General features: G+C 69.9%; 16 protein-coding genes and 1 pseudogene. 4 read left to right on the top strand and 13 right to left on the bottom strand.

The window, feature by feature from the left end; all coding sequences use genetic code 11:
- Positions 1-39: 39 nt before the first annotated feature.
- Entirely contained in the window at positions 40-1,035 is a 996-nt protein-coding gene (locus tag IEZ01_RS25890; protein WP_189204026.1) for an iron-siderophore ABC transporter substrate-binding protein, read from the bottom strand.
- A gap of 200 nt (positions 1,036-1,235) precedes the next feature.
- Positions 1,236-2,588, bottom strand: coding sequence for a lysine N(6)-hydroxylase/L-ornithine N(5)-oxygenase family protein (locus IEZ01_RS25885; RefSeq protein WP_028798136.1), 1,353 nt, complete (start codon positions 2,586-2,588; stop codon positions 1,236-1,238).
- Positions 2,589-2,837: 249 nt separating this feature from the next.
- Between IEZ01_RS25885 and IEZ01_RS25880 the strand changes: the two genes are divergently transcribed.
- Both IEZ01_RS25880 and IEZ01_RS25875 read left to right on the top strand, forming a co-directional pair.
- Positions 2,838-3,785, top strand: coding sequence for a methionyl-tRNA formyltransferase (locus IEZ01_RS25880; RefSeq protein ID WP_189204024.1), 948 nt, complete (start codon positions 2,838-2,840; stop codon positions 3,783-3,785).
- Positions 3,786-3,972: 187 nt separating this feature from the next.
- Positions 3,973-4,596 carry a MarR family winged helix-turn-helix transcriptional regulator gene (locus tag IEZ01_RS25875; protein ID WP_019890432.1) on the top strand — a complete coding sequence of 208 codons (624 nt, stop codon included), beginning with the start codon at positions 3,973-3,975 and terminating at the stop codon, positions 4,594-4,596.
- Positions 4,597-4,606: 10 nt separating this feature from the next.
- Here IEZ01_RS25875 and IEZ01_RS25870 read toward each other — a convergent pair whose 3' ends face one another.
- The 10 genes and pseudogenes from IEZ01_RS25870 to IEZ01_RS25825 form a co-directional block, all read right to left on the bottom strand.
- Positions 4,607-5,080, bottom strand: a complete 474-nt coding sequence (locus tag IEZ01_RS25870) for a hypothetical protein (RefSeq protein WP_019890431.1) — start codon at positions 5,078-5,080, stop codon at positions 4,607-4,609.
- Between the two features lie 187 nt (positions 5,081-5,267).
- On the bottom strand, positions 5,268-5,627 hold the full coding sequence (locus IEZ01_RS35745) for an ATP-binding cassette domain-containing protein (protein WP_267907300.1): 360 nt from the start codon (positions 5,625-5,627) through the stop codon (positions 5,268-5,270).
- A 73-nt stretch (positions 5,628-5,700) separates the two neighbouring features.
- Positions 5,701-5,928, bottom strand: coding sequence for a hypothetical protein (locus IEZ01_RS25860; protein ID WP_267907299.1), 228 nt, complete (start codon positions 5,926-5,928; stop codon positions 5,701-5,703).
- A 47-nt stretch (positions 5,929-5,975) separates the two neighbouring features.
- Positions 5,976-6,992 (bottom strand): TIGR03842 family LLM class F420-dependent oxidoreductase, encoded by a 1,017-nt coding sequence (locus IEZ01_RS25855; protein WP_189204020.1) that lies wholly within the window; start codon positions 6,990-6,992, stop codon positions 5,976-5,978.
- Between the two features lie 45 nt (positions 6,993-7,037).
- Positions 7,038-8,429 (bottom strand): dihydropyrimidinase, encoded by a 1,392-nt coding sequence (hydA, locus tag IEZ01_RS25850; RefSeq protein WP_019890427.1) that lies wholly within the window; start codon positions 8,427-8,429, stop codon positions 7,038-7,040.
- 86 nt (positions 8,430-8,515) lie between these two features.
- Positions 8,516-8,992 (bottom strand): annotated as a pseudogene (locus IEZ01_RS25845) (dihydropyrimidinase); the annotation flags it as partial.
- Positions 8,993-9,017: 25 nt separating this feature from the next.
- On the bottom strand, positions 9,018-10,298 hold the full coding sequence (locus tag IEZ01_RS25840) for an aspartate aminotransferase family protein (protein WP_019890425.1): 1,281 nt from the start codon (positions 10,296-10,298) through the stop codon (positions 9,018-9,020).
- Positions 10,295-11,137 carry a nitrilase-related carbon-nitrogen hydrolase gene (locus IEZ01_RS25835; RefSeq protein WP_019890424.1) on the bottom strand — a complete coding sequence of 281 codons (843 nt, stop codon included), beginning with the start codon at positions 11,135-11,137 and terminating at the stop codon, positions 10,295-10,297. The genes IEZ01_RS25840 and IEZ01_RS25835 overlap by 4 nt, the downstream gene beginning before the upstream one ends.
- Positions 11,138-11,315: 178 nt before the next feature.
- Positions 11,316-12,818 (bottom strand): UL36 very large tegument protein, encoded by a 1,503-nt coding sequence (locus tag IEZ01_RS25830; RefSeq protein WP_189204019.1) that lies wholly within the window; start codon positions 12,816-12,818, stop codon positions 11,316-11,318.
- Between the two features lie 129 nt (positions 12,819-12,947).
- On the bottom strand, positions 12,948-13,328 hold the full coding sequence (locus IEZ01_RS25825) for a PPOX class F420-dependent oxidoreductase (RefSeq protein WP_189204017.1): 381 nt from the start codon (positions 13,326-13,328) through the stop codon (positions 12,948-12,950).
- A gap of 91 nt (positions 13,329-13,419) precedes the next feature.
- On the opposite strand from IEZ01_RS25825, the gene IEZ01_RS25820 reads away from it, so the two are divergent.
- Positions 13,420-13,791, top strand: a complete 372-nt coding sequence (locus tag IEZ01_RS25820; protein WP_229833228.1) for an NAD(P)-dependent oxidoreductase — start codon at positions 13,420-13,422, stop codon at positions 13,789-13,791.
- On the opposite strand, the gene IEZ01_RS25815 is transcribed toward IEZ01_RS25820, so the two are convergent.
- Entirely contained in the window at positions 13,774-14,025 is a 252-nt protein-coding gene (locus tag IEZ01_RS25815) for a helix-turn-helix domain-containing protein (RefSeq protein ID WP_189204015.1), read from the bottom strand. The two genes, IEZ01_RS25820 and IEZ01_RS25815, sit on opposite strands and share 18 nt — an antisense overlap.
- A 33-nt stretch (positions 14,026-14,058) precedes the next feature.
- On the opposite strand from IEZ01_RS25815, the gene map reads away from it, so the two are divergent.
- Positions 14,059-14,826, top strand: a complete 768-nt coding sequence (map, locus tag IEZ01_RS25810) for a type I methionyl aminopeptidase (protein WP_189204013.1) — start codon at positions 14,059-14,061, stop codon at positions 14,824-14,826.
- Positions 14,827-14,870: the final 44 nt, after the last annotated feature.

Raw genomic sequence — 14,870 nt, 5'->3', positions numbered from 1 at the left:
CGGCGTCGTCCTCCCCCGCCCCGCGTCAGCGGTGTGGTGTTACTTGATGGCCGTCAGCAGCGGCTCGATCTCGTCGATCGCGTAGGGAATCGACAGGACCGTGTTGAAGGAGAACGCCGCGCCGATGTCCGGGTCCTGGTACGGCACGAAGAGGTCGCGCTTCTCCTGGTGGACCTTGAGGTTCTTGTAGAGCGGCTCGGCCTTGATCCGGTTGTTGGCGTCGGTGCTGGAGGTGACCCACACGACCCGGTCGACGTCGAGCACGTTCAGCTTCTCGGCGCTGAGTTCGGCGACGTTCCAGCCCGGCTTGGCCAGGGTGTCGATCTCGGGCTTCAGCTTGAAGCCGAGCTCGGAGAAGAAGATGGACTTGGGGTCGGTCTTGGTGAACGCCGAGTACTTCCCCGCCTCGAAGCTGTCGGCGACGGCGAGGGTCTTCTGGGCGAACTGGGGGTTCTTGTCGCGGGCGGCCTTGAAGCGGGCGTCGATGCCGGCGATCAGCTTCTCGGTCTCGGCGTCCTTGCCCAGGGACTTGCCGATCTGACGGGTCATGACCTGCCAGGAGGCGCCGTAGTCGGGCAGCCCCTTGGGCTGGGCGACGACCTTGGTGAACTTGGAGAGGGTGTCGTACTGCTCCTTCTTCATGCCCGAGTACTGGGCGATCACGAGGTCCGGCTTCAGCGCCGCGATCTTCTCGATGTTGTACTCGTCACGCTCACCGACGATCTGCGGCTTGGCCGACCCCCACTTGTCCTTGGTCCAGGGCCACTTGCCGTACGGCTGCTCCTTGAACCAGTCGACCGCTCCGACCGGCTTCACACCGAGCGCGAGCACGGCGTCCTGGTCCGAGAGCCCCAGCGTGACGACCCGCTTCGGCTCCTTGTCGATCGTCGTGGAGCCGTACTTGTGCTCCACCGTCACCGAGAAGGCGGCCGACGACGAGCCGGAGCCCCCCTCACCCGACGACTTCGACTCCTTCTTCTCGCCGCCGCCCCCACAGGCGGCCAGAGTGAGCGCGGCGACGGCTGCGACAGCCACGCGTGGGACTTGCCTGATGAACCGCGTCAGAGCGGGGCGCGTACCAGTGGACACGGGTGTTCCTTTCACGGGGATTTCACGGTGCGTGCCACGGCCGCCGTGCACGACGGCGCTGCCTGGGGCCGGGCGAGTGGGGGGCTGGCCAGGGGGACCCTGGGGGCTTGGAGGCTCTCTGGAGGAGGCTCGCTGGCGGAGGCTCTCTAGCGGACGGAGCCGATGCCGTCGGCGACGGGGCGGGATGCGCCCTGGACGCGGCCCAGCCCCCGGTCGAGCACCGATTGCAGGATCTCGCCGACCCTGATCGCGGTGTTGGAGAGCAGCGACGAGGTGATGCCGTGGGTGTGCTCGGTGCCGCCCTGGAGGTAGATGCCGCAGCGCAGGCCGGCGTCGGTCATGACGCGGTAGTCCCGTTCGACCCGCACACGGCCCTGCCCGTCGCGGTGGCAGCGGTCCCCCAGCTCGCCCAGGAGGCCGAGCGGATCGGCCGGGCTGTAGCCGGTGGCGAGGACCACGACGTCGGCGTCCAGCTCCTTCTCCTCTCCGGTGACCAGGGAGGTGACGGTGGCGCGGACCTTGTCCTCGGTCTCGGTGACACCGGTGAGCCGCGAGACGTTGAGGAAGCGCAGCCGCTCGGTGCCGAGGACCTTCTCCTGGTACGCCTGGCGGTAGAGGTCGTCGATCAGGTCGATGTCCACCACGGAGTAGTTGGTGTTGCCGTGATAGTCCATCAGCCTGCGCTTGATGTCGTCGGGGGCCGTGAAGTACTCGTCGACGGCCGCCGGATCGAAGATGCGGTTGGCGAAGCTGCTGTCGTCGGCGGGGCTGTAGCCGTACCGGGAGAAGACGGCGCAGACCTCCGCGCCGGGGAAACGGCGGTGCAGATAGGCCACGTTCTCGGCGGCGCTCTGGCCGGCGCCGACCACGATGAAGCGCTCGGGTTCGGCGCCTTGCAGGCCTTCCACCTTCGCGAGCAGGTCGGAGTTGTGCCAGACCCGGTCCGTACGCTCCACGCCCTCCGGCATGAGGGGGCGCAGCCCGGTGCCGATGACCAGGTTCCGGGCACGGTGGACCACCGTCTCGGACCCTGAACGGGCCGTCACATCAACGTATTCCACCACCCCGTCGCGTACGACGGGCTCGACGGCGACGACTTCGTGGCCGTAGGAGACCATGTCGTCGACCTTCGCCGCCGCCCACTCGAAGTAGTCGTGGAACTCGACCCGGAGCGGGAAGAGGTTCTTGTGGTTGACGAAGTCGATCAGCCGGCCCTTGCTCTGCAGGTAGCGCAGGAAGGTGTACTCGCTGGACGGGTTACGGAGCGTCACCAGGTCTTTGAGGAAGGAGACTTGCATCGTCGCGTCGTCGATCAGCATGCCGCGGTGCCAGCCGAAGCCGGACTGACGCTCGAAGAAGTGGGCGGTGACCGCTTCCTGCCTTCCGACGCGCGCGTTGTGCTCGCTGAGCGCGATCGCCATGGCCACATTGGACGGTCCGAAACCGATGCCTATGAGGTCGTGGATCAAAGGTGCGTCGCCAGGAAGAGCCTGTGACATGTCACTCCCATCGTGCGGGACAGCCACCTGTCAGGCGTGGCTGAAAAGAACAGGACACCGAGCCGCCGTTACCGCCAAGCAGCCGAACTTAGGTAAAGCTAACCTGACCTGCACCAACCTGTCGACCGGGCAAATCGGACATGCGCCAGACCTTCGGCCCTGAACAGGCTTGAAAGTAGAGCCCATTGCATCGTTAGGTAAGGCTTGCTTTACTTGGCGCGGTCATTCGCTCTTCTGAGGAGGAACCCCATGCGGGTCGTCATGTTCGGTTACCAGACCTGGGGTCACCGCACCCTGCAAGCCCTCCTGGACTCCGAGCACGACGTGGTGACGGTCGTGACGCACCCCAAGAGCGAGCACGCCTACGAGAAGATCTGGAGCGACTCGGTCGCCGACCTCGCCGAGGAGCACGGCGTCCCCGTCATCATCCGCAACCGCCCTGACGACGAAGAGCTGTTCGACCTCCTGAAGGCGGCCGACCCGGACATCATCGTGGCCAACAACTGGCGCACCTGGATCCCGCCGCACATCTACTCGCTGCCCCGCCACGGCACGCTGAACATCCACGACTCGCTCCTGCCCAAGTACGCCGGCTTCTCGCCGATCATCTGGGCCCTCATCAACGGCGAGCAGGAAGTGGGCGTCACGGCCCACATGATGGACGAGGTGCTCGACGCGGGCGACATCGTGGACCAGCGGGCGGTCCCCGTGGGCCCGAAGGACACGGCCACCGACCTGTTCCACAAGACCGTCGACCTCATCGCCCCGGTCACCGTCGGCGCGCTCGCCCGGATCGCCGTCGGCGAGACCGAGTTCACCAAGCAGGACCGCGCGCAGGCCAGCTTCTTCCACAAGCGGTCCGAGGAAGACATCCGGATCAACTGGGACTGGCCGGCCGACGTCCTGGAGCGCCTGGTCCGCGCCCAGTCCGCGCCGTACCCGAGCGCCTTCACCTTCCACCGGGGCAAGCGCCTGGAGATCCTGGCCGCCACCGTGTCCGAGGGACGGTACGGAGGCACGCCCGGCCGCATCTTCTACCGTGAGGGCGAGGGCGTGGTCATCGTCGCGGGCGCCGACGCCCGCACCGGCCGCAACCACGGCCTGGCCATCACCCGGGTACGCACCGAGGACGGCCACGAGCTGCCCGCGACCGAGTACTTCACCTCCATGGGCGGCTACCTCACCAGCCGCGCCTGACAGCCGGGACATTCGAACTCCGGCGTCCCCCGGACGGTCCTGGGGGACGCCGGCACACTTGGAAAATGACTAGGTTAGGTTCACCTAACTCGCACGGGGAGCAAAGAGAACAGTGGAAGAGTCCGTCATCTCCGGTACGGCGCACGACGCTTCGGGAACGAGGTTCGCGTTATTCGGCATATCGAGCATGCCCACCGACTGGGCACAGGTCTTCCGGACGCTGGCGAGCGCCGACCTGACCATCGATGCCCTCACGGGCGGCCCCCCTGATGACACCCCCGATCACGCCCCCGACACGAACGACGGTTCAGGCGCCAGGTCCTCCGGCCCGCCGTCCCTGAGCATGACACCGCCCAGCGTGCTCGACCTCAACGCCTATCTGATGTACGCGATCGGCAAGGGCGCCCGCCGCCGGCTCAGCGACCGGCTGACCGCGCACAACCTCCGGTTGTGGCACCTGACCGTGCTGGCGATGGTGGCCGATCTCGGCCCGCAGATGAAGACCGTCCTCGCCGCCCGCCTGGACATGAACGCCAGCGACCTGGTGAAGATCGTCAACGACCTGGTCAAGTCGGACCACCTCGCCTGCGACCGCGATCCGGAGGACCGGCGCCGGGTCGTCGTACGGCTGACACCGGCGGGCAGATCTTTCCTGGCCCACCTCAGCGCGGACATCACATCGACCGACGACGACATCCTGGCGCCCCTGAGCGCAGAGGAACGCGTCACGCTCGCCTCCCTCCTGCGCCGCGTCCACCGCCACCTCGAACCGGCCCCGGCCGGCGTGGCCGGTCCGTCAACCGGACGATGAGAAGGCCGGTTCAACAGGCACGGTCTGTCACCGACACGTTCAGACGCACGGTGCGGTAGTGGTTGACTATCGGCTCCGGTGCTTCGGTGATCGTCATGCAGTGAGCCGCGTCGGCGTCGTCGGCGGTGATCTCGTAGACGTGCGCGTCGTCCTCCACCTCCGACACGTCGACGCCGTACCGCGGGCCGGCACCGGTCCTCGCGATCGCGTCGCGTATCCGCGGGCCGTAGTCGACGTGAACGGTCCATTCGGTCTGGGACGTGGAGCTGTCGTCCAGCGTCCTGGCCGCCTGGTGCACCGCCTCCCGCAGCTCGTCTTCGCTCCACTCGGACGAAGACCGCATGGAGTACATCCCGCCGATGGCGAAGAGCACCGAGAGCACGATCAGCGCGAGTCCGGCCGGGTTGTTCGGGTTGTAGACGTAGCGGCTGGTGCCCCACTTGGAGCGCACGAAGACCGGCTCGTGGTTGTTGTCGGTGCTCACAGGCAGTTCCTCCCGATGTGCGAGGTGCGGCGGAGACACCTCTCGGCACGCCCATGCTGGCAGGGGGACACATGCGTTCGCATTGCTGTCCACCGGCAATCATTACGCTCTGTCAATTGCCTGGGAAGGCGCCGGCAGAGATCGTTTCCCACCCCGCCGGCGGCCGACGCCTCCCCCGCTGTCGGACTCACCTGGACACGAGCGGCGTGCCCAGGGCGAACACGTTGTCACAGGCATCACGGACGGTGTCGTCATGTGTGGCGATCACCACTGCACACCCGGCTCGGCTCATTTCCCGTAGCGAGTCCAGAACCATCGCGGTGTTGTCACGGTCCAGAGCGGCGGTCGGCTCGTCCGCGAGGACGAGCTTCGGCTGCTGGACGATGAGACGGGCGAGGGCCACACGCTGCGGCTCGCCACCGCTGAGGCGGTGGACCGTCTCCTTGTGCCGCCCAGCCAGCCCGACGCGCTGCAGTGCCTCCGCGAGGGCCGGGCTCGAATCCCTCCCACACGGGCTCGAGTCTCCACCCAACCCGGAACGGTTCACCTTCTTGTCCCGTAGCCGCCCGCATCGGTAACTCCCCGTCCCCACGTACGCGGTTGAACTCGGGGGCGTGCAGTCATCGGGCCTCGGCTTCCGGCCCCTTCAGAACGGTGCTCCGCTGCCGGGCGGCCACGCGGTCGATCAGGGTGAGCACGGGCGCTGTCAGCACCGTGGTGACCAGCGTCATGACCACGAGCATGGCGAACACGGTGGGCGTGATGATCCCCAGTCGCGGGCCGACGCCGAGCACCACGAGCTCGGTCAGCCCCCGGCAGTTCTCCCTCACCTTCGAGGTCTGGGACACGGACCAGGTCGCCAAGGATGCGAACTGGACGGGCGCGGACGCGGCAGTCAGTCGCATAGTGCCGGGATGATGCGCTGGCCGTACGCGTCGATCGTCGCCTCCCTCGCGTCGTGCATGTCGTAGACGGCGAACTGGTCGACCCCGAGGTCGCGCAGGGCCCGCAGCTTCTCGATGTGCGCCTCGGCCGGTCCCAGCAGGCAGAAGCGGTCGACGATCTGGTCCGGAACGAAGTCAGTGGACGGGTTCCCGGCGCGGCCGTGGTGTGAGTAGTCGTAGCCCTGCCGGCCCTTGATGTAAGTGGTCAACTCCTCCGGCACCCTCGACGAGTGCTCGCCGTACTTGGCGACGAGGTCGGCGACGTGGTTGCCGACCATGCCACCGAACCAGCGGCACTGGTCACGGGCGTGCGCCAGGGCCTCGGGCGAGTCGTCGGCCGTGACGTACGCGGGGGCGGCGACGCAAATGGTGAGGGCGCCGGGGTCGCGGCCGGCGTCGGCGGCGGCCTGCCGGACGGCCTTGACCATCCACTCGGTCAGGAACGGGTCCGCGAGCTGGAGGATGAACCCGTCGGCCTTCTGCCCAGCCAGGGCCAGGGTCTTCGGCCCGTAGGCGGCCATCCACACCGGGAGCTTGCCGTTCTTGATCCAGGGGATGCGGATCGGGTTGCCGTCGACCGTCGCCTCGCGGCCCTCCGCCAGCTCGCGGATGACGTCGATGGCCTCGCCCAGGCGGGCCAGGGTGTTGGGCTTGCGGCCGGCGACGCGCATCGCGGAGTCGCCACGCCCGATGCCGCACACGGTCCGGTTGCCGAACATGTCGTTGAGGGTGGCGAAGGTGGAGGCCGTCACCTCCCACGTACGCGTCCCCGGGTTCGTCACCATCGGACCCACGTGGAGCTTGGTGGTATTGGCCAGGATCTGGCTGTAGATGACGAAGGGCTCCTGCCACAGCACAGCGGAGTCGAAGGTCCAGCCGTAGCGGAAGCCGTTGCGCTCCGCCCTGCGCATCAGGCCGACGACCTGCGAGGCAGGCGGGTCGGTCTGCAGGACGAGTCCGAAGTCCACGCGGGACCTCCAAGTTCGAGTCGGTACGACGAGACCCCGGGCTACTCAGCCCAGGTACTGACAAAGACCGCGCGGCACGAACACCCCGCGCCCCGCGTGCCCCACGTACTTGCGCTGGTCGATGACGACCTCACCCCGCGAGAGAACGGTCTCTACCTGGCCGGTCACCGTCTTCCCCTCGTACGCCGAGTAGTCGACGTTCATGTGGTGCGTCTCCGCGGACAGCGTCTGCGTCGCGTGCGGGTCGTAGATCACCACATCGGCGTCAGCGCCGGGCGCGATCGTGCCCTTCTGCGGATACAGGCCGAACATCCTCGCCGGAGTCGCGCAGGCGATCTCGATCCAGCGGCGGCGGCTGATGTGCCCGTCGACGACCGCTTGGTGGAGGAGATCCATGCGGTTCTCCACACCCGGCAGACCGTTGGGGATCTTCGAGAAGTCGCCCCGGCCCAGGTCCTTCTGGCCGACGAAGCAAAACGGGCAGTGGTCGGTGGAGACCACCTGGAGGTCGTTCGTCCGCAGCCCCCGCCACAGGGCCGCCTGGTGCTCCTTCGGCCTCAGGGGCGTGCTGCACACGTACTTGGCGCCCTCGAAGTCCGGCTCCGCCAGGTTGTCCGTCGACAGGAACAGATACTGCGGGCAGGTCTCGCCGAAGACCGGCAGCCCCATGTCCCGGGCCGCCGCCAGTTCGGCCACCGCCTCCTGCGCCGACACGTGGACGACATACAGCGGCGCCCCGGCGACCCGGGCCAGCTGGATCGCCCGGTGCGTCGCCTCCGCCTCCAACAGCGCCTTGCGAACCTCCCCGTGATAGCGCGGATCGGTCTCACCCCGCGCCAGAGCCTGCTCCACCAGGACGTCGATCGCGATGCCGTTCTCCGCGTGCATCATGATCAGCCCACCGGCATCGCCGGCCACCTGCATCGCGCGGAGAATCTGGCCGTCGTCCGAGAAGAAGACCCCGGGATAGGCCATAAACAATTTGAACGAGGAAACGCCATGCTCGATGAGCTTCGGCATCTCCCGCAGCGTCGTCTCGTTCACGTCCGACATGATCACGTGGAACGCGTAGTCGATCGCACAGTTCCCGTCCGCCTTCTCCATCCAGGCATTCAGGCCGGCATGCAGCGACTCGCCTTTCACCTGCACCGCGAAATCGACGATCGTCGTCGTCCCGCCCCACGCCGCAGCCCTCGTCCCCGTCTCGAACGTGTCCGACGCGAACGTACCGCCGAACGGCAGCTCCATGTGGGTGTGCGCATCGACCCCACCCGGGATCACATACTTCTGCGACGCGTCGATCACCCGGTCCGCCGTCCACTCCTGCGTCTCCGGCGCCGCCAACGCCACCACCCGACCATGCTCGATCAGCACATCCGCGTGCAGCTCGTCCGCGGCCGTGATCACAAGACCACCGGTAATCAGAGTCCGAGTCATTTCCCAGCCCGCCCTTCATGCCGCTTCCCGCGCGCCTGCCGCGCCTCACGGCCTACTCCGCTAGAACACCCCCGGTCACGCGACCGAACGAAACCCTTGAAGGAGGTGATGCCCTCCTCGACGAGCAGGTCCATCTCCTTGAGCGACGACTCGTTGACGTCGGAGAGGATCACGTGGAAGCCGTAGTCGACGGGGCACTTGCCGTCCGCCTTCGCGCACCAGGCGTCGAGCCCTTCGCGTACCGAGTGGCCCACGCTCTGCACCGCGAAGTCGACGATGGTGGTGGTGCCGCCCCAGGCGGCGGCGATGGTGCCGGTCTCGAAGGTGTCGGAGGGGTAGGTGCCGCCGAAGGGCAGTTCCCTGTGGGTGTGGGCGTCGACGCCGCCCGGGATGACGTACTTGTCGGTGGCGTCGATGGTCCGCGCGGCCGTCCAGCTCTCGGCCACGTCGGAGCCGTGGGTGGCGAGCGCGGCGATGCGGCCGTCGTCGATCGGGCCGTCGGCGTGGATTTCGTCGGCGGCGGTGATCACGAGTCCGCCGCGGATGAGGGTACGGGTGGACATGGGTGACTCCCCTGTCGGATGGCGACTACACGGCGCGCAGGGCCTCTTCGAGGATCGCGGCGCCCTCCTCCGCCTCGGCGACGGTGAGGGTCAGGGGCGGGGCGATGCGCAGGGCGGTGGTGTGGTGTCCGCCGCCCTTGCCGATGAGGAGCCCGCCTTCGCGGGCGGCCTCCAGGACCGCGGCGGCCGCGTCGGGGTCGGGCACGTCGGTGCCCGGCCGGGTCAGCTCGACGCCGATCATCAGGCCCCGGCCGCGTACCTCCCGTACACCGTCCACACCCGCGGTGATGGCGCGCAGCCGCTCCATGAGCAGGCCGCCGACGCGGCGGGCGTTGCCCTGGAGGTCATGGTCCAGGAGGTACGTGAGGTTGGCGAGACCGGCCGCCATGGTGACCGGGGAGCCGCCGAAGGTGGAGATCGAGTTCGCGTCCAGGCAGTTCATGATCTCGGCGCGGGCCACGACGCCGCCGACGGACATGCCGTTGGCGATGCCCTTGGCGAAGGTGAGGATGTCGGGCGGGCCGTTCTCGGCGTGCGCCTGCCAGCCCCAGAAGTGGTCGCCGGTACGGCCCCAGCCGGTCTGCACCTCGTCGGCGATCCACAGGATGCCGTGCCGGTCGAGGACTTCGCGGAAGGCCGCGTAGAGCCCGTCGGGCGGTGAGGTGAAGCCGCCGACGCCCTGGACGGGTTCGGCGATCAGCGCGGCGATGTCGCGGGTGTGGCCGATCAGGTCCTCCAGATCGGCGACGCAGGCGTCGATGAAGCGCTCGTCGGAGTACTGCGCGTAGGGGCCGCGGGTGCGCACCCCGCCGTGGACGTAGAGCGTCTGGAGCGGGGACAGACTGGTCGGGGACCAGGCACGGTTGCCGGTGATGCCGACGGTGGAGAAGGAGCGGCCGTGGTAGCTGTTGCGCATCGCCAGGATCTGGTTGGAGCGGCGGTAGGCGGTGGCCAGGAGCAGGGCGGTGTCGTTGGCCTCGGTGCCGGAGGTGGTGAAGAAGACCCGGGCGTCGGGGATGCCGGAGAGGGCGGCGACGCGTTCGGCGAGCTCGACCATGGGGCGGTTGAGGTAGAGCGTGGAGGAGTGGATGATCCGCCCGGCCTGCTCGGAGACGGCCTTGGTGACCTCCGGCAGGGCGTGGGCGGTCATGGTGGTGAGGATGCCACCGAAGAAGTCGAGGTACTTCTTGCCGTCGGCATCCCAGACGTGCCGGCCCTCGCCATGGGTGATCTCGATGGGGTGGCGGTAGTAGAGGGCGAGCCAGTCGGGGGCGACGGCGCGGTGGCGCTCGAAGAGGCTGCTCACGGCTGCACCAGCCCGTCGTAGGCGTCGGGCCGTCGGTCGCGGTAGAAGGCCCACTGCTGCCGGACCTCTTCGATGAGGTCGAAGTCCAGGTCGCGGACGACGAGTTCCTCCTCCTTGTCGGAGGCGACGTCCCCCACCATCTGGCCGCGCGGGTCGACGAAGTACGAGGTGCCGTAGAAGTCGTTGTCGCCGTACTCCTCCTGGCCGACGCGGTTGATGGCGGCGATGAAGTACTCGTTGGCGACGGCGGCGGCGGGCTGCTCCAGCTGCCAGAGGTGTGCGGACAGGCCGCGCGAGGTGGCCGACGGGTTGTACACCAACTGCGCTCCGCCGAGGCCGAGTTGGCGCCACCCTTCGGGGAAGTGCCGGTCGTAGCAGATGTAGACGCCGACCTTGCCGACGGCTGTCTCGAAGACGGGCCAGCCGGCGTTGCCGGGCCTGAAGTAGTACTTCTCCCAGAACCCCTTGACCTGGGGGATGTGGTGCTTGCGGTACTTGCCGAGGTACGTGCCGTCGGCGTCGATGACGGCGGCGGTGTTGTAGTAGAAGCCCGCGCCCTCGATCTCGAAGACGGGGACGACGATCACCATGCCGGTCTCCCGGGCGAGCTCTCGCATCCGGGTCACGGTCGGACCGTCCGGGACGGGCTCGGCCCAGCGGTAGTGCTCCGGCTCCTGGACCTGGCAGAAGTACGGGGCGTTGAAGACCTCTTGGAAACCGATGACCTTGGCGCCCCGCCGGGCAGCCTCGCGGGCGTGGTCCTCATGTTTGGCGATCATGGATTCGGTGTCGCCGGTCCAGGTCGCCTGGACGAGGGCGGCGCGTACGACGTTGGCCATGAGCTGCTCCTTCGGCGCGGCGTCGATGAGCCTCTACGCACGTAGACGCGGGTGCGTAGGAGGAGAACGTAAGCCCCGTCACACCCCGGAGCAAGACCGCCGCCGGGAACCAGCGCAGTCGATCATGTTTCATACCCGAGTGGTCCACATCGGACACACACCGACACGTACGGGCATGTCAGTCGCCGACCAGGCCTCTGGCGCGCAGGGCGTGGACGAGGTCGCGTTCCCGTGCCGGGGACACCGCGCGGGCGGCGTCGAGCAGTTGCGGTACGAGCCGGTGCGGATCGGCGGCGGCGAGCCGCGCGGCGTCCTCGGCGGACCGCGCCTGGACGACCGCGGTGAGCAGGAGGCGGGCTTCACGGGAATGGCCGCCGGTGTCCAGGGCGAGGGCGGCCGCGCCGATCTCGTCGGGGGCCCGGGAGATCCCCTGGCGCAGCAACTGCCCGCAGTCCTCGGCCCGTCCGGCGTCCGCGAGCACTCCGGCGGCCGCGGCGAACCGCTCCGGCGGGAGCGAGGACGCCTCCCACAGCAGGGTGGCCCAGTCGGCGCCGAGCCCCGCGCGGTGCAGCTCCTCCGCGAGCGGTCCCAGAGTGCCGGGCGGCCGGGCGGCGGCCTCGCACAGCAGGGCGTGCGCTTCTCCGCCGCGCCCTTCGGCCCGTAGCCGCCGCAGCGCGTCGACGGTACGGGCGGCGGCCTCGCGGTCCTCCGGCGAGGGGCGCTCGGGCACCACCGGCTCGGGCCGCGCCTCCTCGGCGCCGCCGAACCGCGCCCCGCGCGGCGCGCCCCCGCCGACCGGTACCGCCGCCACCCCGTGCCCTGTGCCGGGCGCCTCGGCCTCCTCGATCCCGGCGTACCGGGCGCCCCGGGGGCGGCGAGGCGCGGCGAGACGGCTGCGGACCCACCGGGGGCGCCCCTGGACGCCCGGCTGGGGGCCTTCGTCCGGATCCTGGCCGGCCGGATTCGGCGCTACGGGCTCGGCGGCCGGTCCCAGGCCGGTGGGCTCACGCACCCCCGGCAGGCTCTGTCCGGCCGGTCCCGCTTCCGGCCCGGCGGCCGGGCCCAGGTCCGTGTGCCAATCCACCCCCGACGGGTCCTGGCCGGCCGGATTCCGCGCTCCATGCCCGGCGGCCGATCCCAGGCCGGTGGGCCCACCCACCCCCGGCTCGCCCGGCTCGCGGTCCAGGGCCGTCAGGCGGGAACGGAGTTCGGCGACGCGGGCGGTGGCGCGGGCCTGGTCGTCGTGGGCCCAGGCGAGGTCGTGGGTGAGGCCCGTCTTATCGGCGTCGGGAACGGCCGCGGCGAGCAGGGCGGCCAGCTCCCCGGCGCGGCGCGCGGCCCGGTCCCGCTCGCCCTCCATCAGTGCGAGCCGCTCCCCCAGCGCCGCACGGCCGCCGGGGCGCCGGTCGTGGACTGCGGCGGCCTCGGCGTGCAGTGCCCGCGCCCGTACCCGCAAGGCGGCCACTTCGCCCTCGGCGCGCAGCCCCGCGAGGTCCTGGAGCAGTGCCTCGACCACGTCCCACGGCAGGATCTCGATGCCGTCGAAGCAGGCCCGCAGGCCCTGCGGATCGCGTGCGGCGAACACGCCGTACCAGCCGCTCGCCGGGTCGAGCAGGCCCGCCAGCTCCCGTAGCGTCCGACTGAACTCCTCGATTTCCACCGGGAGTTGATGTTCCGTCATCCTGACCACGCCTGCCCGCCCGCCTCGCCGAAGCCGCCCCACGCCGTCTCAAGCCGTCCCCCGACGCAGGCATTGGACCGCAGGCGTGTTACGCCACGGCTACGGGGAGTTTTCGGGCGCGGCGCGGTGTCAGAACGTCACGGCGATGCCGGTGTGAGGCCGCTTGCCGCCGCGGGCGATCGTCGCGGGGATGTCGACGAGCCAGAACTGCCAGGTGTACTTACGCAGCAGCAGCCTGCGCAGGGCCCGCATCTCCGAGGCCGCCATCAGCCTGGCGGTGCCCTCCGCGCTCGGCGCCCCGGGCGCGATGCGGCCGCGCGCGTCGCAGGGGGTGACCACGACCCGCGGGTCGTTCCGCAGACGCTTGACCTTCCAGGAGTCGGAGCGGGTCCAGACGACCAGTTCCTCGCCGTCCAGCGCGAACCACACCGGGGTGGCGACGGGCGTGCCGTTCTTGCGGTAGGTGGTGAGACTGACATAGCGGCGGCGCCGCAGCTCCTCGGTCCTCATGGCCGGAGCCTACTCACCGGCTCCGTACGCCTCGCGCGCCCGTTCGCGTCGGTGACGTGCTCGCGGGCCCGGGCGCAGGACCGAGGGGCTGGTGCGAGCGGGCGTACGGCGGCTGGTGACGCTGGGCATCGCGACCACGCCGGAGACGGCACCGGGGGTGCGGCTGATGGACGCGCCCGAACTCCCCGGGGCGTGGCGGGCGTTCGCCCAGGGGTACGTAAACGAGTTCGCGCTGCTGTCCACTGCGGGGCCTGAGCTGGACTGGCTGATGGTGGTGCCGCCGCTGGACCTGAGCGCGGACGCGGCGCGCACCGGTGGGTACCGGACGGCGGTCGGGACGGTCCTCGACGGGCCGGGGAGGATCGGGCGCGCCGATCTCGCGCTCGCGCCCCTCGACGAGCTCGAGCGCCCCCGGCAACAGCCGGGTGCAGCTGGCCGTCTCCGTCTAGACGGGCTGGAGTGACGCCCGTACGACCAGCTCGTCCATGGACAGGCTGAGGACCCCCGCCAGTGCCGCGACGGTGAAGAAGGCGGGGGTCGGGGCCCGGCCCGTCTCGATCTTGCGCAGCGTCTCGGCGGACAGCCCGGCGGCCGCGGCGACCTCGACCATGCTGCGGGCGCCGCGCGCCTCGCGCAGCAGGGCGCCGAGGCGCTCGCCGCGTTCGCGCTCTTCGGGGGTGAGGGGAGTACGAACCATGTCCACCATTCTAATACCGGTATAATAATTGGCATGGTGGAGATCAAAACGAATGAGTCCCTGGAGTTGATGCGGGCCGCCGGCCGGGTCGTCGCCCAGGCGCTGGAGGCGGCACGGAAGGCCGCGGCGCCCGGGGTCACCCCGCGTGCCCTGGACACGGCGGCGCGCGAGGTGCTGTCCGCCGCGGGCGCGGAATCGCCCTTCCTCGGCTACCGCCCGCAGTGGGCGCCGGTGCCGTTCCCTGCCACGGTCTGCGTCTCCGTCAACGACGCGATCGTGCATGGCATCCCGGGCGACGAGCCGCTGCGCGACGGCGATCTGGTCAGCATCGACTGCGGCGCCGTGCTGAAGGGCTGGGTCGGTGACGCGGCGGTCAGCTTCACGGTGGGCCGGGCCCGCCCACAGGACACCCGGCTGATCGAGACCGCCGAGGCCGCGCTGGCGGCGGGGATCGCCGCGGCGGTCGTCGGCAACCGGATCGGCGACATCGCCCACGCCGTCGGCCGGGTCTGCCGCGGCGCGGGCTACGGCATCCCGGACGGCTTCGGCGGCCACGGCGTGGGCCGCACCATGCACGAGGACCCGGGCGTCCCCAACGAGGGCCGCCCGGGCCGGGGCATGGTGCTGCGCCACGGCATGGTGCTCGCGATCGAGCCGATGCTGATCGCGGGCGGCGGCGACGACCACTACACCGGCCGCGACGGCTGGACGGTCCGCACCCTCGACGCCAGCCGCGCGGCCCACACGGAACACACGGTGGCAATCACCGACGACGGCCCCCGGATCCTGACGTCGCTCTAGGAGCGCGCGCCCGACCGCCGTCCGGCGCGGCGGGGGGGGCAGCG

It is taken from the genome of Streptomyces purpureus, from assembly GCF_014648195.1.
Classification (GTDB): Bacteria; Actinomycetota; Actinomycetes; order Streptomycetales; family Streptomycetaceae; genus Streptomyces; species Streptomyces purpureus.
This window is presented reverse-complemented; position numbering and strand designations above follow the sequence as displayed.